The organism is Bacillus sp. (in: firmicutes) (assembly GCF_031983925.1).
GTDB lineage: Bacteria > Bacillota > Bacilli > Bacillales > Bacillaceae_G > Bacillus_A > Bacillus_A pacificus.
The window spans coordinates 1164941-1184305 of the sequence record NZ_DALYZR010000001.1 but is presented as its reverse complement, the minus strand read 5'-3'; the positions used below and the strand labels follow the sequence as shown (position 1 = coordinate 1184305).

Annotated in this window: 18 protein-coding genes, 1 riboswitch and 1 other annotated feature; of the genes, 3 read left to right on the top strand and 15 right to left on the bottom strand. The window is 31.9% G+C overall.

The features are described from left to right. Window positions 1-26: 26 nt before the first annotated feature. From RTP99_RS06150 to RTP99_RS06105, 10 genes are all read right to left on the bottom strand, one after another. Window positions 27-1265 carry an MFS transporter gene (locus RTP99_RS06150; protein WP_041184756.1) on the bottom strand — a complete coding sequence of 413 codons (1239 nt, stop codon included), beginning with the start codon at window positions 1263-1265 and terminating at the stop codon, window positions 27-29. 63 nt (window positions 1266-1328) lie between these two features. Continuing rightward, window positions 1329-1587, bottom strand: a binding site (T-box leader). A 54-nt stretch (window positions 1588-1641) separates the two neighbouring features. Then, the gene (locus RTP99_RS06145) at window positions 1642-2463 is read right to left on the bottom strand and encodes an SDR family NAD(P)-dependent oxidoreductase (protein ID WP_000344382.1); all 822 of its coding nucleotides are present in this window, start codon (window positions 2461-2463) and stop codon (window positions 1642-1644) included. Between the two features lie 84 nt (window positions 2464-2547). Further along, window positions 2548-3144, bottom strand: coding sequence for a TetR/AcrR family transcriptional regulator (locus tag RTP99_RS06140; protein WP_001042679.1), 597 nt, complete (start codon window positions 3142-3144; stop codon window positions 2548-2550). Window positions 3145-3335: 191 nt separating this feature from the next. Then, complete coding sequence (locus tag RTP99_RS06135; protein ID WP_000549361.1) at window positions 3336-5474, bottom strand: penicillin-binding protein; 2139 nt, start codon at window positions 5472-5474, stop codon at window positions 3336-3338. Window positions 5475-5843: 369 nt separating this feature from the next. Continuing rightward, the gene (locus RTP99_RS06130) at window positions 5844-6443 is read right to left on the bottom strand and encodes an undecaprenyl-diphosphatase (RefSeq protein ID WP_001110136.1); all 600 of its coding nucleotides are present in this window, start codon (window positions 6441-6443) and stop codon (window positions 5844-5846) included. 246 nt (window positions 6444-6689) lie between these two features. Then, window positions 6690-7679, bottom strand: coding sequence for a zinc-binding dehydrogenase (locus RTP99_RS06125; RefSeq protein WP_000644612.1), 990 nt, complete (start codon window positions 7677-7679; stop codon window positions 6690-6692). A gap of 107 nt (window positions 7680-7786) precedes the next feature. Continuing rightward, window positions 7787-9202 (bottom strand): HAMP domain-containing sensor histidine kinase, encoded by a 1416-nt coding sequence (locus tag RTP99_RS06120; RefSeq protein WP_000594489.1) that lies wholly within the window; start codon window positions 9200-9202, stop codon window positions 7787-7789. Continuing rightward, the gene (locus RTP99_RS06115; protein ID WP_001163824.1) at window positions 9199-9873 is read right to left on the bottom strand and encodes a response regulator transcription factor; all 675 of its coding nucleotides are present in this window, start codon (window positions 9871-9873) and stop codon (window positions 9199-9201) included. Before RTP99_RS06115 ends, RTP99_RS06120 begins: the two co-directional genes overlap by 4 nt. A gap of 12 nt (window positions 9874-9885) precedes the next feature. Beyond that, window positions 9886-10416 carry a hypothetical protein gene (locus RTP99_RS06110; RefSeq protein WP_000413329.1) on the bottom strand — a complete coding sequence of 177 codons (531 nt, stop codon included), beginning with the start codon at window positions 10414-10416 and terminating at the stop codon, window positions 9886-9888. 104 nt (window positions 10417-10520) lie between these two features. Further along, a complete protein-coding gene (locus RTP99_RS06105) occupies window positions 10521-11030 on the bottom strand; it encodes a GrpB family protein (RefSeq protein WP_000437696.1) in 510 nt (169 codons plus the stop codon). Window positions 11031-11157: 127 nt separating this feature from the next. Here RTP99_RS06105 and RTP99_RS06100 point away from each other — a divergent pair, with 127 nt between their 5' ends. Together RTP99_RS06100 and RTP99_RS06095 are read left to right on the top strand one after the other, a co-directional pair. Continuing rightward, window positions 11158-12039 carry a protein kinase family protein gene (locus tag RTP99_RS06100; protein ID WP_000387625.1) on the top strand — a complete coding sequence of 294 codons (882 nt, stop codon included), beginning with the start codon at window positions 11158-11160 and terminating at the stop codon, window positions 12037-12039. Window positions 12040-12127: 88 nt separating this feature from the next. Continuing rightward, complete coding sequence (locus tag RTP99_RS06095; protein WP_046647226.1) at window positions 12128-13396, top strand: sensor histidine kinase; 1269 nt, start codon at window positions 12128-12130, stop codon at window positions 13394-13396. Window positions 13397-13488: 92 nt separating this feature from the next. On the opposite strand, the gene RTP99_RS06090 is transcribed toward RTP99_RS06095, so the two are convergent. From RTP99_RS06090 to RTP99_RS06075, 4 genes are all read right to left on the bottom strand, one after another. Beyond that, window positions 13489-13596: a YjcZ family sporulation protein gene (locus tag RTP99_RS06090; protein WP_000120182.1), complete on the bottom strand. Its 108-nt coding sequence runs from the start codon at window positions 13594-13596 to the stop codon at window positions 13489-13491. Window positions 13597-13731: 135 nt separating this feature from the next. Then, the gene (locus RTP99_RS06085; RefSeq protein WP_000282910.1) at window positions 13732-14532 is read right to left on the bottom strand and encodes an energy-coupling factor transporter transmembrane component T family protein; all 801 of its coding nucleotides are present in this window, start codon (window positions 14530-14532) and stop codon (window positions 13732-13734) included. Beyond that, window positions 14525-16225, bottom strand: coding sequence for an ABC transporter ATP-binding protein (locus RTP99_RS06080; protein ID WP_001182487.1), 1701 nt, complete (start codon window positions 16223-16225; stop codon window positions 14525-14527). The genes RTP99_RS06085 and RTP99_RS06080 overlap by 8 nt, the downstream gene beginning before the upstream one ends. Window positions 16226-16235: 10 nt before the next feature. Further along, on the bottom strand, window positions 16236-16784 hold the full coding sequence (locus RTP99_RS06075; RefSeq protein WP_001038197.1) for an ECF-type riboflavin transporter substrate-binding protein: 549 nt from the start codon (window positions 16782-16784) through the stop codon (window positions 16236-16238). Window positions 16785-16923: 139 nt separating this feature from the next. Beyond that, window positions 16924-17039, bottom strand: a riboswitch (SAM riboswitch). A gap of 153 nt (window positions 17040-17192) precedes the next feature. On the opposite strand from RTP99_RS06075, the gene RTP99_RS06070 reads away from it, so the two are divergent. Further along, the gene (locus RTP99_RS06070; protein ID WP_000864407.1) at window positions 17193-17873 is read left to right on the top strand and encodes an aspartate/glutamate racemase family protein; all 681 of its coding nucleotides are present in this window, start codon (window positions 17193-17195) and stop codon (window positions 17871-17873) included. A 48-nt stretch (window positions 17874-17921) separates the two neighbouring features. Here the strand turns inward: RTP99_RS06070 and RTP99_RS06065 are convergent, their stop codons facing one another. Next, on the bottom strand, window positions 17922-19100 hold the full coding sequence (locus tag RTP99_RS06065; RefSeq protein WP_046647222.1) for a macrolide family glycosyltransferase: 1179 nt from the start codon (window positions 19098-19100) through the stop codon (window positions 17922-17924). Between the last annotated feature and the right edge of the window lie 265 nt (window positions 19101-19365).

The following is a 19365-nucleotide window of genomic DNA, read 5'->3' as shown; positions in this document are numbered from 1 at the left end:
TACTAATTGAAAAATGGAAGAAAAAATTATTTGGAATCTACTGATTCAGCATGATATACCTTGGATTTTGAAGGTAATAAAGTAAACACACACAATATAATAGTTATAAGTAACATTACCAATGATCCTACAATAACTACAAGTTGTATAGAAATAAATTGAGTTGCAACTCCGAATAGAATCGTAATTAAAATGGTTATGCCGGCAATTACTAGTCCATATATACTTCCAATCCGTCCCATTATGTGAACAGGAACGTTGTTTTGATAAAAGGTATAATAGCCTGTATTTGCATATGCCATAGAGAAAGATAAAATAAGAAATCCGATAGCAGCTATTACGAACCCATTTGAAAAAGCATAAATTAAATAACCAATTGCAATGAATAATGATCCTATTCCAATTAAAAATGAAGGCGCTAATTTTTTAGATAACATTGTATTTGTTATAGCTCCCAAAATAATTCCAGCCCCGCCGGCACTAACTAAAAATCCATATTCACTATCTGTTAACAATAGAACTTCTTTAGCAAATGACAATTCAAGCGAATCATTTGCGGTAGCTAATACCATCATCCCTTGAAATAAGAAGTACACAAAAACGATATACAAAGATTTTTTACTAAAATTTAAAACGATGTTCCAATCTTTTTTTAGTACAGCTAAAGATAACTTGTCATTTGATGTATGCATATCGGATTTTTTATCAAGATTAGGTAATAGCAATGTAATTACTCCTGATAAGAGAAATGCTATAGCATTTATATATATTGCAAACTCTGGTGTACTTGCTATTAACAATACCCCCGCTATCGCTGGACCAATTAAAAATGCACCAGATCCTATTAAACTACGCAATGAGTTGAAACGTTGTCTTTTCTCAACTGGAATTAATTTAGTCATATATGTCATAGCAGTTGGCTCGTAAATTGCATTAGCCATACTAATAAAGAATACGAATACATAAACCATCCAAAGTGATGGAAGTAAAGGTAAAATAGCGATAAATACCGCACGATATATATCGAGGTGAAACATTAATTTTCGTTTATTTAAACGATCAATCATACTCCCTGACCAAGCGTTTGTTAATAAAGCGGCTAATGGTTTAATTACATATAAAGTAGCAACAGCTAGGGCTGAACCGCCCATATTATAGACAAGTACGTTTAGTGCTATTAAGTAAATCCATGCCCCTAAATTTGCAATACCAACTCCGGACAGTAATAATAAAGGATATTTCCAATCGTTAAGTAAGTTTTTCATTTTCGGCCCCGCTTTCCAAATTATTTTTAACCAATAAAAAAATCCCACCCCCAAGACTTTAGTCTTAGGGACGAGATTTATCATCGCGGTGCCACCCTAGTTTGTTAATATGTCACCATATTAACCTTATCAGGTACTGCATTCTAATTCATGCTTATACCATAGCTCTATAACGGGAGCTCCCGTCACACCACCCCCTAATAATAGGTTCCGATGTGCTGCTCAGAGGCTTGGTTCAATAAAGAATTTTTACTCCTTTTCAGCTAAATGGAGCTCTCTGTGAAAAATTCATTTTATTTACTCTTCTCTTCACTGCATTTGATTTTTCCATATTATCACATTTACATTTAACTGTAAATAAAAAATAATCAGACATTTACAGTTGGTTCATTTTTGCTTTTCGACCAATTCGGCATACGAAACGCATTAGCTTTTTATGAAGATAAGGAAATAAAGTGAAGAGTACATCCATTGTTTTTTTTAACGGCATTGGACATATAACTAATTTATTTTTATGAATAGCTTTCAGCGCAATTTCAGCAAACTTGTCTGCTGAAATCGGCTTATTTGTTTTTAGTTGTTTTATAATTTGGCTCTTATTCATATTAATTGCAATTGATTTTTCAAATATGGGTGTATCTACAAAAGTTGGACAAAGCACACTTACATTTACACCATATTCTTCTGCCTCATAATGTAATGAAGTGGTTAAACCGACGATAGCATGTTTGGTAGTTGCGTACGCGGTACAAAGTGGAGCAGGTCCTAAACCTGTTGCAGACGCAGTATTAATGATATGACCAAATCCTTGTTTTTTCATGAATTGGTAAGCCAATTGTGTCCCGTAAATTACTCCTAATAAATTTATTTCAATAATATGTTTCCAATTATCTAAAGACATATCGAATACTTCTCCATACATAGCAATTCCTGCATTATTAAACATATAATCAATTCTACCAAACTCATTAACTATTTTTATAATAAGTTCCTCTACGGATCCAGCGTTAGTAACATCTAAATATTCGAACCTAGCTAGTTGATTATTATTTTTTATATTATTCACAAGCTCTTGACCACTTGTTTCATTAATATCTGCGATAATTACAAATATATCTTTATTTGCTAATTGAATAGCTAAAGCTTTACCGATACCAGAAGCTCCGCCAGTTACAATTGCGACTCTTTGTTCATCCATATAAAAAACCTCCTGTTGTTAATACATATAATGAAAACGGACGAGTGTAAAGATTTGAACAATCGTTCTAATTCGCTTGTAATGCTACGCATGTTTGTTTGAAATAGAGAGTAAAAAAATCGTAATGGCTTCATTAAATAAAACTTCTAATTTCTCTGTTTCAAATGAATGAATGAATTGACATAATCCACCTAGCCATGAACCTAATAAAAGACTTGAATCCTCAACATTTTCTATATAAAATTCACCACTTTGTATACCTTCATCCAAAATTTTTTGATATGTTTTTAAAGGGATAACAGCTAAACCATAGAGTTGTTGAATTGTAGAAGGGTTCGCGCTCGGATCAGAGGCAAGTTCTTGTCCTGCTCTTAATAATGGCGTTTTGTAATTATAAAGTACAAATTTAGCTATCCCATATAATTTCCCAGTAGCATTTGTATACTGTTTTTCTGCTATTTCCCATTTATCGTGCCAATTTCTCATACTGTCTTTAGCTAAATAAACAAATAATTCTTCTTTATTTTTATAATGGTAATATATATGTCCTTTACTATAACCAGAGGCTTTTGCAATGTTATCAATTGAAGTTCTTGTATATCCTTTTAAGGAAAATAATTCTGTCGCCTTCTCTGCTATTATTTCTTTGGCTAAATCGCTATCGTATCGTCTTTTATTCAATGTAGACTCCTTCCGTCATTTAATACAAAAAAATTGAACAATCGTTCTAATTTCAATATATGTAAGTTTTTTTGTTTTAGTAACTGTTAAGTTTCTTATTTATTATTTTTTATAAAAATTACGGTGCGTGAAATTACTAAACTCTATAAAAAAAAGAGCCTATTGTGTATAGACCCTTCACATTGCTTGAATTAATTTGTATTTGCCTCTGCTAACGGTTGTAACGGTGGTTCTAATTTTAGTTCTAATGCATCGCCTTCTTGTATAGCTTGTCCTTTTTCAATACTTTGATTTGTTACATATCCCGTACCTGAAGTTTTTAAATCTAATTTTAATAGTTTAGAAAAATACATAACATCACGCATTGACCAACCTTGTAAATTGGGCATTGTTGCGTTGTTTCCTAATAAAAATATACGATCACCTTCACTCATTACTTCACCAGACTGCGGATATTGTTTTTTTATTTTTCCTTCTCCTAAAATTATCGGTTGGAGTTTCTCTTTTTTTACATTATTCTCTACCGTATCTATTGATTGATTCACATAGTTTTGCACTTTTAATTGGGATTTTTTCGTTGCATCGGCCATTTGTTGTTCTGTATATGGTTTCACCTTTAAATATTCAAGACTATTTTTCACAACTGGTTTAAATATTTCAGCGAGTGGCTGGGCTCCATATTCATCTCCCTTTAACTTTGGCTGCTTAATAGCTAAATATATAATTAACTCTGGGTCATCAATTGGAGCCATACCTAAAAATGAAAAAATATAATTTTCTTTTCCTTCCATATATCGTCCATTTTCAGGATTTGGAATTTGGGCTGTTCCTGTCTTGCCTCCTATTGGGTAACCATCGACTTTATACATTGTACCTGTACCTTTTGAAGACGTAATAACACGCTCCATTAAGTCTCTTACCTTGTCCGCAGTCTCTTTTTTTATCGGATTTCCAACTTCTTTCGGTTGATTTTCCATAATAACTTGCTTGTTTGTTGGATTTACAACTTTGTCAACGATATATGGTTGCATCATTTTCCCGTCATTTGCTATAGCGGTGGCAGCTTGGATTAATTGAATTGGAGTTACTGTAGAACCTTGTCCGAAAGAAGTTGTTACTTGTTGAATTTGTGTATTTAATAATAAAGTATTTTTACTTTCACCAGGTAAATCTATTCCCGTTTTTTGGTTGAAACCAAATTTATTCATATATTGCTTAAATTTATTTGGTTTTAATAACTGATCTTCTAAAATAGAAAAAGCTACGTTTGATGACCTTTCAAAACCTTCATCAAATGTTATAGATCCCCATCCAAACCCACCATTATGATCTTTTATATCCGCTGAACCTACTGAATACTTTCCGGATTGAAAATATTCTTTCCCGTTATATACACCTTCATTGATTGCAGCAGCTAACGTAAATACTTTCATCGTTGAACCTGGTTCATATGCATTTGCGATTGGATCATTTAAAAAGTATTCAATATCCCCTTTATTAGGATTAAAACTAGGTTTACTAGACATAGCTAAAACTTTCCCCGTCTTTGGATCCGCTATAATACCTACTAACATAGAAGGATCATAGTGCTCTTGCGCCTTATTCATCGCTTCTTCTAAAAAACTATTAATTTGTTTATCAAGCGTAAGATATACGTTATTTCCATGTTTAGCGGGTTCTATTTTTCCTATATCATTTGTAAGCGGGATACCTCCTCGCGCTCCCACATATTCTATATTCCCATTTGTCGAGCGTAAATATTTATCTAAACTTTTTTCAAGTCCAAACTTCCCTTCTGTATTTCCTTTATCGTCTGGCCTAGCAAAACCAAGTATATAAGATGCAAAATCTTCATTTGGATACACTCTTGCTTTCTCAGGCATAAAAGAAACACCTGGGATTTTCAATTTTTTAATTTGTTCTTTCTTTTCCCTAGACAAATTCCGGCCAACTTTTCCGATTTCAACTTGCGTACGCCCCTCATGGAAATTTTTTAATACGTCCTCTTTATCAATTTCAAGCGCAGTAGCTAATTGCTCTGCAGTTTCATCTTTATTTTTCACTTTGTCATTACCTTTCAAATTCACAACAACACGATACGTTGTTGAATCTTGAACGAGCACTTTTCCAGTTTGATCATAAATCGTGCCACGATTCGCTTCCAAAACACCATTTTTATTATGTTGTTCATTTGCTAAATCCTTTACATTCACATTTTGCACGACTCCTACTGCTTGAATATAGAAAAAACGTAAAAGCATAATAAGAAACAAAACAATAAAAGCAATCATAAAATACCGCGCGCCTTTATTCGTTTGAAGTTTATGCATATTTCGCTCCTTTCTTTCACCATTAATTACTACAAAGATGTGCTACAAAATATGTAGTTTTTACTTTCACTACTATATGTTTCGAACATTTCCTTTTAATTCCTTTAAAACAGTCTGAAAGTAGTTATTGTTTCTGTTTCTATTTTTTTATCTATTTATATTACGGTGCGTGAAATTTAAGAATATTCCATCATTAGATGGTTGGTTTATTATAAATTACAAATTTCATAAAGACTTTTAATGCTAACCCAGTATTATTTTGTCACTCTTTTAATACTTATGGCCCTTATCTTGTGCACAATAAAAAGTTCCCCTCTGGATTTCCAAAGGAGAACTTTCAAACAAACCTACAAATAGTTATTTATAAAATTAAGCTAAATGATTATATTTCGCTAAAAAAGGAATACGTTTCGCTACCAACGCGTACGTTTTAAATACAAATTTCGCTATCGGCTCAAACGTACGTGTACTTTGCACTACTAAGCCACTTGTGATAAATGTTAAGAAAGCAGCACCCAGTATATCTAAAGGATAATGAACACCTACGTACATACGTGAAACACCGACTAATACTGCCCAAATAAGAGCGACATATTTAAGTTTTTCTCCTCTAAGCAAAAATACAAATGCAATTGAAAATACAAGTACTGAATGATCACTAACAAATGATGAGTCTGCTGCATGTGGTACTAATTGATGTACATCATGTGATACAAACGGACGTGGATGGTAATATACCGCATGTATCACAACATTTACTAGTAATGCGATAATGACTGAAAGTGTCGTATATAACACTGTATATTGTTTTTTTATTGCATTAATTTTCTTTCCATTGTTAAACCATAAGATAACCATAAATAAAATCGCTACATATGCAGCACTATTTGTAATAGCGATCATTAGCGAATCTAATAGTTTGGACGATCCAGCAAAATTATTAAACCATTGAAATACTGTGTAATTCATAATACTCTCTCCTTGCATAAAAGCTTTCTTGATTTACACAGTATACAACATCAATATGAAAATGGGCTGAAACTTTTCTCATCAAATTCTCATTTTACTATCACTTATTTGACAATATTAAGACTAATTATAACGGCCAATTATGTATAAAGCTGAAAAACCTTTAAAACAATATGAATCATATGCTTTTTATGTGTAGAATACATAACATAGTTACTTCAATATACTAGTTAAGAAATCATATTTTTAATACATACGAAGTGCAATATTACCGAATTGTTCGCCTTGTTCCATACGTCTTAACGCTTGAGTCGCTTCTTCCAACGAATACACTTTATCCATAATTGGTTTAATCTTATATTTCTCTATAAACTTCATCATCTCATTAAATTCTTCACGGCTACCCATAGATGTCCCCATAATATCAATTTGATTATAGAATAACGCTCGTAAAGGCAATTCAATTTTATCTCCTGAGCTTGCACCAAAATTAACAATTCTCCCATTTTGTTTTAATACATCAAAATATTTTAAGAATGTTGCTGGCCCTATACTATCAATTATTAAATCTACTTTCTCTCCGCGCAAACTCTCTTCCCAATTTCCAGAACTATTGAAGGAAAAGTCTGCACCATATGTTTCGGCAAGCTTCCTTTTGTTCTCTATCCTTGAAGTAACACTTACTTTTGCGCCAATTGCTTTTGCAAATAACATAGCAAACGTCGCTACACCGCCGCCTATCCCCGGAATTAAAACATGTTCGCCACGCTTTAATCTACCCTTTGTAAAAAGCGCTCTATATGCAGTTAGTGCCGATAAAGATAAAACACCAGACTCTTCCCAAGAAAGATATGACGGTTTTGCCACTACATTTTCTACTGGCACAATAACACATTCAGCAAACGTTCCATCTTTCGGTCCACCTAACACCTCTGGTAACTCGGGTATTTCAGCAATATGATCCCATCCAATACTAGGGTTAATAATAACCTCATTTTGTAATAAAGTTCTTGAAACACTTTCTCCAATCTCTGTAATTATACCTGCACCATCTGATCCTAGAACTAATGGGACTTGCATTTCTTTTCTATTATTCATTATAAATAAATCTCGATGATTTAATCCTGCTGATTTTAATTTTACTTTCACTTCCCCAGCGCTAGGGTTTCTCTCAGGTAATACTTTATATTCTACCCCTTCAAATCCTGCTTTATATTGTTGTACGATAGCTTTCATTTTTATTCCCCCTTAATAATTCTAATGTACTAGAAAGTTCGAAATAAACAAAGTAATTTGACTATAAAAAAAGAAGGAATGTAAAAACATCCCTTCTTTTCAATGTATTAAAGTGAAACGGTAGGCAGTATAATCGTAACGATTGTTCCTTCACCTTCTTTACTCTCTATTCGAATAGTTCCGTTGTATTTCTCTACAAGACGTTTTGCGATAGACAAACCTAGACCGTTTCCACCTTGTTTTCGACTTCTTGCTTTGTCCACACGATAAAAGCGGTTAAGAACAAATGGTAAATCAGCTTCGGGTATTCCCGCACCACGATCTATGATACGAATTTTAACTTTCCCTGATTGTACACTAGATTCAATACAAATATATTTATTAACTTCTTTTGTATATTTCACTGCGTTATCCAATACGATAATAATAATTTGTTCTAAGTAAGATGAAGGTATTGAGACATATGCCGAATCTTCACCCAGTTTCATATCAAATTGAAATTCAGTTTGAAGTACAGCAAAGTTTTGTGTAACTTGTTTTAATATGCTATTTACATGGACTGGATCAGCTGCAATTGGATGCATCTGTTCTGATTCAGCTCTTGATAGTTCTAGCAATTCTAAAACTAACTTATTTAAACGATCAACTTCCTTTAAACTGGATTGAAGCGATTTATCTAAAACTGCTGGATCATTTTTCCCCCACCGATTTAACATAGACAAGTGTCCTTGAATAATTGTTAGTGGTGTTCTCAGTTCATGGGATGCATCTTCTACAAACTGCTTCTGTTGTGTAAAGGAAGTTTCTACTTCATCCATCATTTCGTTAAAAAGAAACGATAATTTTGCAAGTTCATCATTATTTTCACGTACTGGAACCCGTTCATTTAGCCCATTTTTCTTAATACGCTTCATCGTATTCGTTATATTTTGAATACTTGATAATAGCTTTTTCGTGATTAGTACCCCACCTAAAAAACTAAGGATTAATCCACATATTCCGGCAATAATCATTACCACTAAAATAATTTTTAATAAATGATCAAAAGCCTCTAAGTTTTTCGTAAGTTCAATCGTGCCAGTGAACTCTTTTGTTTGAATTGGTATACGTTTAACTAATATGCGATCTTCTACATGTCTTTTTATAAATAATTCATCTTGTAAAACTTGTTTTGGCTTTATCCATGTCTCATTAAAATCTCGCGAAACAGTAACAATTGGTTTTCCATCCATGCCGATAACACGAATCATTTGATGTTTATCAATCATATTATTTAAGAAATCTTTACTGTTTTCAAACGTTTTAATCGAAAGGGTATCACTTTTATCTTGGTAATATGCCGCTATTTCTGTCACTTGCCTATTTATTTGTTTCTGTTCATAATCTATAGTCCACTTATTGATTACAATAAACTGCAAAGTGCTATATAAAATGAATAAAATAAATACTAATGTAGTGGACCAAAGTGTTAATTTCCACTTTATAGGTAGATTTCGAATTTGATGCACAATATTTTTAATCATTTCATTATATATCCAGCACCGCGGACCGTTTGGATATATTCCTCCTTATCTACACTATGTAACTTGTTACGTAAATAACGAACGTATACATCAACGATATTCGTCTCAACCATTGCATCATATCCCCATACTTGATCCAATAAAACATCACGGGTAAGTACTCTATTAATATTTTTCATAAACATAAGCAAGAGTTCAAATTCTTTATTTGTAAGTTCGATTTCTTCATTTCCTTTTGTAATAGTTCGAGATTCAATCTGGAGCTGTAAATCTTTGAACGTAAGAGATGAAACATGCTTGTTTTCTATTTGTTCTTCCCGTCTAAATATAACCCTCATACGTGCCAACAGCTCTTCAATTGCAAATGGTTTCGGAAGATAATCATCGGCTCCGCTATCTAATCCTGTCACGCGATCCATAATACTATCGCGTGCAGTTAGCATAATAATTGGTGTATTTTTAGTTGCCCTTAATCTACGACACACTTCTATTCCATTTAATCCTGGTAGCATTAAATCCAGCAGAATAAGGTCATAATTTGTTTCAAGTGCAGCTTCTAAACCCTTCCGCCCATCAAACTGTATATCGACTTTATATCCTTCATACTTTAGTTCTAACTCTAAAAAATCAGCTAAATTTTCTTCATCCTCAATGATTAATATGTGTTGCAACAGCAATGCCCCCTATACAGTTAAATGAATCAGTAATCCTACTCCAAATATAATTGCAATAATTTGATGTGCTTTTCTATACAATATCAAGTTTGTTTTTTTATTATGTTTCTGTAAGAAAAGTCCAATGACACCTAGTATGATTAAAATGAAAAGGGAGAATATACCACTATAAAATATAAGTATATGTCGACTTCCTTTTAATAAAAAATAAACACCGTGAGTAATTGATACAGCTAATACAGTATATCCAATGAATACGTGAAATTTTTTAATGAACAAATATAAGTCTTTTATCAATTTAACCCCAATTATATTTTTCTTTTTAAAAAATAACCATACATGACGTAAAAACCATAATGATGCAGCTAAAATCGTCCCATATTCACCGAAAGAACCTAATTTCTTATTTAACCCTTTTACATTTAATACGTTGCCGTAAATTACATTAATAAGTAACAATGCTACACTACAAAAAATAATAGTAAAACCTATAATTTTTACAAATAAATGAAAAGATTTATGTTTTAGTAGCTTTTCCATTTCATTTAAGCTCCTTTCTTAAAAAGTTTCTGTAACCAGCAGAATATCAAATAAAAAAGAAAGGAACATGAGAACAAGATTAAAATAAAATGAGAATTTCAAGATCACTTAAATTGTTTAGCTTCCTTTATTATTTTTTGAATAAACGGTGCTTTTGCATTTGTATAAGAAACACGATCAAAAGGATATGTAGCTGCAAGTCTCTCTTTTAGTTCTCTATATTCTTTACGTGCCCATTCATGCTTTATTAGAAAGTCTCGAAATAAAAGATTGTTTTTCCATTCGTCACTATTATAAATATAGACATGTAAATGATGAGTGCCCGCTCTCCATTTTCCCTTTCTAAAAAAACGCCAATTAGGTGATTCTTTTGGAACGTACTCATATCCAATTTTTAATAAATCTTCAATCCACTTTTCGATAATTTGCAAATCTGTTACGCCAATCATCATATCAATTAAAGGTTTCGCTCCTAACCCTTGTACAGATGTGCTCCCTATATGTTCAATAGCAATACAATCTCCTCCGAATAAAGAAATAAATTTTTCCTTTTCTTTTAAATACTCTTCATGCCACTCTTTTTCATATGATTTAATAACGATTTGTTGTTCCACTTTATTCACACTCCTATAAGTATTCATCATTATATTTATAAAATTTCATGTGATTAACATAGGATTTTTACAAAATATGTCGAATAATGAAATATACAACTTAATTATAATAAATGCGAGGTATATTATGGAAGCTAAACCAGTTGAAATTCAGTTAAATCAAATAACATTCCAATTAAAAGAACATCATAATTTTGATTGGCTCTTGAAATTAGGAACCGTATTTGCAGTTTTTGACCAGCAAGATTCAGGTAATATAAGTTTTGGTGTTGAAAAAAATGGCCATAAAAAATTCATTAAATACGCAGGGGCACAAACAATTGCATACGAAGGAACAATAAACGACGCTATTGAACGGTTAAAAAATTCAGTTTCCCTATACGAGGAATTAAAGCATAACTCGCTTATAAAACTAATTGAACATTTTCCAGTTCAATCTGGATATGTATTAATTTTCGATTGGTTTGATGGCGAATGTCTTCATTCGCACTGGAGTTTCCCGCCTCCTGAGAAATATAAAAATCCAAACTCTCCATTTTATAAATTTAAGCATTTACCTGTTAGAAAACGAGTTCAATCCTTAAATTCCATTTTTTCTTTCCATACATATGTCGAAAAGAAAAACTATGTAGCGATAGATTTTTATGATGGTAGTATTATGTATAATTTTAATACAAATGAAACGAAAATTTGTGATATTGATTTATATTCTAAAAAACCATACGTAAATAAAATGGGAAGATTATGGGGTTCCTCACGCTTTATGTCTCCTGAAGAATTCGAGCTAAACGCTATGATTGATGCGAGAACAAATGTATTTAATATGGGTGCAATGGCTTTCGCAATTTTAGGTGGTGGAAAAGATCGCTCCTTTACAAAATGGGAAGCAAGTAGGGATTTATATGAAATAGCGTATCGTGCTGTAAATGAAAACCGAATGGAACGATATGTATCGGTTGAAACATTTTATGAAGAGTGGCTAAACATGGCTAATACTGAAAAAATATAAACTTATATTATTAAAAGCAAAAAGTTTCTACTATAATCATGTATAATATATATGAAATGGAAATTCAAAATAACGAGGCAAATATATTATGAACTTTGTTTATATTAATCAAAACGTATTAAATAATCTTCTTTACATTCTAATTAGTATATTTATTTTTTATTTTATATACGATAGCGGGCGCTATTTAAAGAAATATAAAACACTACTTATTACTCTTTGTTCGAGTATCCCACTTATTCTATGTATGAGATACCCTATCTATATGGATGAGAGTTGTATTCATGATTTAAGACAAATCCCAGTCATAATTGGTACACTCTATGGTGGATTCCCTGTCGGTATCATATTGTTTACAATTTTATTAATTACAAGATTTTTATTTTATGGATTTAATATGCTAACTGTCATTGTTTACGGAATAATGTTTATCATTACAGCATTCGCATCCGCAAAATTTAATACATATAATAGAAAAATAAAAGTAGCTTTTTCCATGTTTTTAACCTTTTTCCTAGCAATATTTACAACTGTAATTGTCTTAACTTTATCAAATTTTGAAGTAAATAATTTGTATATTATTTACTTCATAATATTACCGACTACTCTAATGCTATTTATTGTTTATATAAATGAAGTTATAAAAGATGCAGTATGTATGCGATCAAAATTAATTAAAATGGAGAAAATGGAGATTGTTAGCCAACTCGCTGCTAGTATATCACATGAAGTAAGAAACCCTTTAACTGTCGTAAAAGGATTTACACAACTTTTGAAAACATCCAATTTAACTCCCGAATCGAGAGACAAATATATTGACCATATACTCGAAGAATTAAATCGTGCTCAAGAAATTATTGATGACTATTTAACATTTGCCAAACCTGCTCCAGAAAAATTAGATCATATTTCAGTCGAACAAGAGTTAAATAGAGTTATTAATATGATAGTGCCCTTATGTAATATGAATACGGTACATATTACGAAAGATTTCTCCAATGCAACAATAGTTGGTAATAAACAGCACTTTCAGCAATGCTTTTTAAACTTAATAAAAAATGGTATTGAAGCAATGCCTAATGGTGGCACTTTAAATATCTCCTCTTCTATTAGTAATAATAAAGTTATCATACGAATTGAAGATAGCGGAATTGGTATGTCACAAGAGCAAATAAATCGCTTTGGCGAACCGTATTTTAGTACAAAAACGAAAGGTACAGGTTTAGGCACAATGGTTGCTGTTAAGATCATTGAAACGATGCAAGGTAATTTGAAAATCCGAAGCGTTATGAATAAAGGTACTACTTTGACAATTACATTTCCGAAATGTAATACAAACGCATCTAACAACAAATAAAAAAGGAGCAATTATGCTCCTTTTTTATTTGTTGCGATACATAAGTATCTTCTATGTTTTTTAGTTTTACATTTGTGGAGACTAATTAAAAATTAGTACCCTCCGCCCCAACAGCTGCATCCAACGATAATTAACAAAATAAATAACACAACTAATAAAGCGAAACCTCCACCAAAACCACAAGAACCACCGTAACTCATATTTTCTCCTCCTTTTGGTTTGAAAACTAATAGGTAGTTGATCATTTTAACTGGTTCGTATTATACATTATGTAAATATCCCTTTTTTGAGCATGTCTATATAAAAATAAGTAAAAGCACTCATTTGAGAATGCTTTAAAACGGATACCAAAAATTTTGAAATACATGTAACTTTAAATATACTGCAGCAATTAAAATAAAAATACCTATAAATAAAGCAATGCAATCCCCGCTTTTCGCTTTATTTGTATAGAACCACGTACGTGTATCCTTCTTTCCAAACCCTCTTAAATCCATTGCGTTTGAAACTGTATCGATTCTCTCTAAAGAATGAATAATTAAAGGCCAGAAAATTAAGACACGGTTTTGCATGCGGATCCATAAACTTGCTTCTCCTTTTTCAAAAGCTACTCCTCTCGCCTCTTGGGCATGTTTAATAACTTTATATTCGGACTGAATATCAGGTATATAACGTAATGCAATATTTATCGCATAAGTAATTTTATAATGAATTCGAAATTTACTTAAGCTACTCACAAATTTGCTTGGATCAGTCGTATAAATAAAAATAAGTGTAAATGGTAATAACGTAAAATACTTTAACGAAAGTGTAGCTGCATAAAATAATGTTTCGTATGTAATTGTTGCATATCCAATATACACAAATGAAGTATATGATCCGGTTAATTCAGATCCATGGGTTGGTGTAATAAATAAGATCATAACAGAATTTAATAAACTAAATGTAAATATAACAGTAAAAACAATAAAAATTTTACGAAATGGAATTTTAGCAATTAGAAGTCCGATACATCCAATCATAAATACAAATAGCAATATGCGAAAATCAAAAAATAAAAAAGTAAGTGTCATACAAAAAATAAATAATAACAATTTCACTGATCCGTCCATGCGATGAAAATATGTATTATACACCTTCCTCCCTCCTAATATCATCAAAATAAAGTTCCATAAACCTTTCAGGATTTGCAATACCACTAAATTTAACGAGTTTAAATAAAGAACTCTCCTTTAAGTTCGCTCTTTTTAACGTTTCTGGATGACCTAATACAATAGATGCAGTATTATTCGCAATAACTTCTCCTTCCTTTAGAACTATTGCTCTGTCTGCATATTCTAATGCGAGATTCATATCGTGTGTGATAAAAATAAAGGATAGTCCCTTTGCAGCTAGTTTTCTAATAAACGTCATAAATTGTTTATAATGATAATAATCTTGTCCCGCTGTCGGTTCATCTAATATGATAAGTTTTGGATTTGTTGTTAGTACAGATGCAATCGTTAATCTCTTTTTTTGCCCATAACTTAATGCCTGAATTGGCCAATTTCGAAATGGATACAGGTCACAAATTTTTAATGTTTCCTCTGCTCTAACCTTAATTTCTTCCTTCGAAAATTTTTTTAATTTTAATGAAAATGAAATTTCTTCCATTACAGTAGCTTGTGTAATCATATGATTTGGATTTTGCATCACATAAGATATAACCTCACCGCGTTTACGAATAGACCAAGAATTGATATTTACTCCATCAATTAAAATCCTATCATTTTTTGTTTTGTTTATCCCTATAAGACTATGAGCTAGTGTTGATTTTCCAGCTCCATTATGTCCTAGGAGTGCTACTATTTCCCCTTTAAATAGAGAGAAATTTACATTGTCTAATACTTTTTGTTTATTAGGATATGAGAATGACAAATTCTCTACTTTCAATAATTCTTTTTTTGTAGGAGTATCTTTACAAAAAGTTTGCTTCTCCATCCACTCATTTATTACTCCACTAACACTTTCCCTTTGAAGATTTTCAAGTGGGTATATTACGTCATTATTACTATCAAAATGCAATCTCTTTAAGCCTTCTATGTACATAGGTTCTCTTAATCCGATAGATGGTAATATATTTGATGCTAAAATCTTTTCTGGTGTGCCTATCGCAACAATTTCTCCTTCATCAATTAAAATGATTTTATCTAAATCTAGGTTTAACATTTCTTCTATTCGATGTTCAATTATTACAATTGTTTTATTATATTGTTTATGTATATCTTTAATAAGTTCTACTGTATGTAAGCTACTAACTGGATCTAAATTTGCTAACGGTTCATCGAACAATAATATATGAGCATTTGTTGTTAACAGACCTGCTAAAGAAACAGTTTGTTTTTGTCCTCCTGATAATTCATGTGGACTTTGTTTATGAAAATTATGCATCTTTACCTTTTTTAATGATTCCGAAACAATCTTTTTCATATCATCTTCATTTACGCATTCATTTTCTAAATAAAAAGCTACATCTTCCTCTACTGTAAGACCAATAAATTGTGCATCTTGATCTTGCAAAATTGTTCCAACCTGTTTACTCTGTTCAAAAATACTTCCTTTCCTCGGGTCTTTTCCGTCAATTAAAATAGTACCAGTACTAGTCCCTTCATAAGAAAATGGGATTAGCCCATTCATACAATGAGCTAATGTCGATTTCCCTGAACCACTTCGCCCAGCAATCAGCACTTTTTCCCCAGGATATATATGAAATGTAACGTCTTTAACAGTAGGCTGCGCTGCATGCTTATATTGAAAGTTGAATTGTTCAAAAGAAATAATTGGTTGCATGTTAACATCCCTACTTTTCAATTTTTAAATGTGTATGTTTCTTATTAGATTTAGCTAACCCTATTGTAATTGGCAATCCAAGAACTAAAAATACAATAACATCAGCAATTGTTGCACCTAATACTTGTATAACAATTTTGTCAAACGGTTCTCCCATCACAATAATATCGAACGCCCCAGCAAATATAATAGCAATGACAATACCAATTAACCCAGTAATAGCTAAATAGGAAATATCTCCTTTATTATATGTCCCGTTTTTCACACTAAAGCCAACTCTTTTTTGAATAAGCCCCATTGCAAAGCCGATAATGCCTGAACTAAAAACCCAGCCCCACCAAATACCCCAGCCAGCAATTGTATCTGTTACGGTATGACCGATAAGTCCTATTAACAGTCCTGCCACTGGGCCAAATAACGCACCAAAAATGGTTAAAATAGCTAACGCAGGTTTAATAAATGTATTGGGTGCAATAGAAAATCCCCAAAGTCCTAATATCCCGTATAATGCTGCTCCAATTCCGATTGCCACTACTAATTTTGTTGATAATTTATTCATTACAATTCTCCCCTCTTAATAGTCAACTTTTATTACTCTATATTTATTTTGAAAATGAATTATGCATCGACACTCCCTTTCTATACAACAAAAAATGACCTCTTACATAAGAGGTCATTTTCTTTCACGTTCAAGAATCCTCTTATCTTCCAAAAAACACATCGTGTTCTCTGCGGAATTAGCACCTTCCTATAAATATATATAGGGGTTGCTGAGGTTTCATAGGGCCGTTCCCTCCACCTCTCTGGATAAGTATTAATTTGTAATTCGTATTATGGCATTAAAAAATATAAATTTCAATACTTTTCTAATTATTTTTATTTTTTGTTTAATAGTACATTTAAATCATTGTATTCTTATCGGAATTGTGAAATAATAAATTCAAAATAGTTACGGGAGGAATGTACGATGAAAGTAATCGGTTTAATTGGTGGACTAAGTTGGGAATCTACATCATTATACTATAAACATATTAATACACTTACACTCTCTCAATACGATCAAAATGCAAAGCTTGTTTTATATAGCATGGACTTTGGTGAAGTAACTACTTTATTACAAAATCACCAATATGAAGAAGTGAAAAACGAATTAGTCACCGTTGCAAAGAAGGTTGAAAAATCCGGAGCTGAATGTTTATTAATGTGTTCCAATACGGTCCATCTATTTGCTGAAGAAGTGGAAAGTGCAATATCCATTCCACTTCTTCACATAGGTGATGTAAGTGCTAAAGAAATGGTAGAACAGAATATAAAGCGTATCGGATTATTGGGTACGAAACAAACGATGGAACAAGACTTCTATAAATCACGATTAGCGAATTATAGCATTGAGACAATCATCCCCAATAAAGAGGAAAGAAATTTTATTCATCATGTTATTTTAAATGAATTAAGTAAAGGAATTATTTCAGAAACATCAAAAGAAAAGCTATTACAAATTACAAAGTCATTAATTCAAAATGGCGCAGAAGGTATACTACTAGGTTGCACCGAAATACCGTTGCTCATTTCCCAAAACGACCTTACTGTTCCTGTTTTTGATACTGCTTTTTTACATGCAAATACTGCTGTGCAGTTTGCGGGATAATCATATAAAAGCATAAAGGTGCGCCTCTATGCTTTTATATTACCCACACTATTTATTTAAAAGAGATGTAATCACTGTGATTGCTTCATTTGAACCACCACAATCTAAAAAACTATCTTTCAGTTTTCGTATTCCATGCTTATACTTTTCATTTGAAAGAACATCGGTTACCGCTTCTTTTAACGTTTGCACATTAACATTCTCTTTCAATAACCGATGCGCTGCTTCAAGCTCAGTTAATCTTTGTGCTATCATTGGCTGGTCTTTATCATGTGGAATGATGACAAATGGGACATTAAAATGAATAGCATCGTGTACACTGTTCATACCGCCATGTGTAATAAAAACATCTGCTTCACTTAATACTTCTGATTGAGGTACGTATGGAGCAATTATAAAATTGTTTGGCGCTTCCTTAATTTTAGAACGATCATTTCTATCGCCAATTGCCATTACAACTAATCCATTAAAATCTGAGAAAGCATCAATACATGCATTAAAAAATGGTTCGATCCCTTCAAGCAGTGTTCCCATTGAAATATAAATAACTTTCTTATCTTTAAGCGATTCAAGTGGAAATTCAACATTTATTTTACGCTTTGAAATACTTGGTCCAATAAAAATGTTATTTTCTCCGAACGAATCGCTATTAGGTTGGAAATAACGACTTGTGTACACAAGAGTAACATCTCCCTTATTATGCATAAATTGAAGATTATTTTTAGGCTTTACTCCAAATTCACGATCCATTTGATGTAACAACTGTTCAGAAATTTCATCAGGTCGGAATGGTATTGCTGCATTAGGATGAAAAGGTAAAGTCTCCAAAAATTCAGTAGGAATTAAGAATATAGGAGAAGAAACTATGCCTGGAATTTGTAAATACTCCTTTACTAACTCTCCAGCACCAAATATATCATAAATTACGAAATCAAAATTTATGTTTTCACATAATTGTTTCACAATTTCTAATATATATAAAGAAGTTTGAACATGTACACGAAAGAAAGAATTCAGCCCATCTAGAGTTTCAGAATCAATAGAAATCTCCTTTAATAAATCTGGATGTGTATATACAATAGCTCCCAAATCTTCAATTCTGTCTTTAAATTGTTCTGTCGTAATATAATGTACGTGATCCCCCCGTTCAGTATAGGCTTTAACTAAACTTAATGTAGGATTTACATGTCCCTCTGCTGGAAAATTAACCACTAAAATATTTAGCACTTATTTCTCACTCCTTACATTTCAATTCACTTATTAAGCATACTGTAATTATTACCGTCAAACTTCCCCTAATAGTCCTAATATACTTGCTACTTTAGATTGATAAATAATTATCAGTTATTTAATTAAAAAAAGCATCTACATAAGTAGATGCCAAACCGTGATAAGGAGTGTTCTGTGAGGTTAGAATAAGCTTTTCAGCTTGTCCTATGCTATCAATATATGTTTTATTTTATAAAATGTGAATAATTGATAGAATAATTTT

What these genes read in the sequence shown, in the direction of transcription:
- RTP99_RS06150 (WP_041184756.1), bottom strand. Translation starts at nt 1,265, where the DNA reads ATGAAAAACTTACTTAACGATTGGAAATATCCTTTATTATTACTGTCC.
- RTP99_RS06145 (WP_000344382.1), bottom strand. Translation starts at nt 2,463, where the DNA reads ATGGATGAACAAAGAGTCGCAATTGTAACTGGCGGAGCTTCTGGTATC.
- RTP99_RS06135 (WP_000549361.1), bottom strand. Translation starts at nt 5,474, where the DNA reads ATGCATAAACTTCAAACGAATAAAGGCGCGCGGTATTTTATGATTGCT.
- RTP99_RS06130 (WP_001110136.1), bottom strand. Translation starts at nt 6,443, where the DNA reads ATGAATTACACAGTATTTCAATGGTTTAATAATTTTGCTGGATCGTCC.
- RTP99_RS06125 (WP_000644612.1), bottom strand. Translation starts at nt 7,679, where the DNA reads ATGAAAGCTATCGTACAACAATATAAAGCAGGATTTGAAGGGGTAGAA.
- RTP99_RS06120 (WP_000594489.1), bottom strand. Translation starts at nt 9,202, where the DNA reads ATGATTAAAAATATTGTGCATCAAATTCGAAATCTACCTATAAAGTGG.
- RTP99_RS06110 (WP_000413329.1), bottom strand. Translation starts at nt 10,416, where the DNA reads ATGGAAAAGCTACTAAAACATAAATCTTTTCATTTATTTGTAAAAATT.
- RTP99_RS06100 (WP_000387625.1), top strand. Translation starts at nt 11,158, where the DNA reads ATGGAAGCTAAACCAGTTGAAATTCAGTTAAATCAAATAACATTCCAA.
- RTP99_RS06095 (WP_046647226.1), top strand. Translation starts at nt 12,128, where the DNA reads ATGAACTTTGTTTATATTAATCAAAACGTATTAAATAATCTTCTTTAC.
- RTP99_RS06090 (WP_000120182.1), bottom strand. Translation starts at nt 13,596, where the DNA reads ATGAGTTACGGTGGTTCTTGTGGTTTTGGTGGAGGTTTCGCTTTATTA.
- RTP99_RS06080 (WP_001182487.1), bottom strand. Translation starts at nt 16,225, where the DNA reads ATGCAACCAATTATTTCTTTTGAACAATTCAACTTTCAATATAAGCAT.
- RTP99_RS06075 (WP_001038197.1), bottom strand. Translation starts at nt 16,784, where the DNA reads ATGAATAAATTATCAACAAAATTAGTAGTGGCAATCGGAATTGGAGCA.
- RTP99_RS06070 (WP_000864407.1), top strand. Translation starts at nt 17,193, where the DNA reads ATGAAAGTAATCGGTTTAATTGGTGGACTAAGTTGGGAATCTACATCA.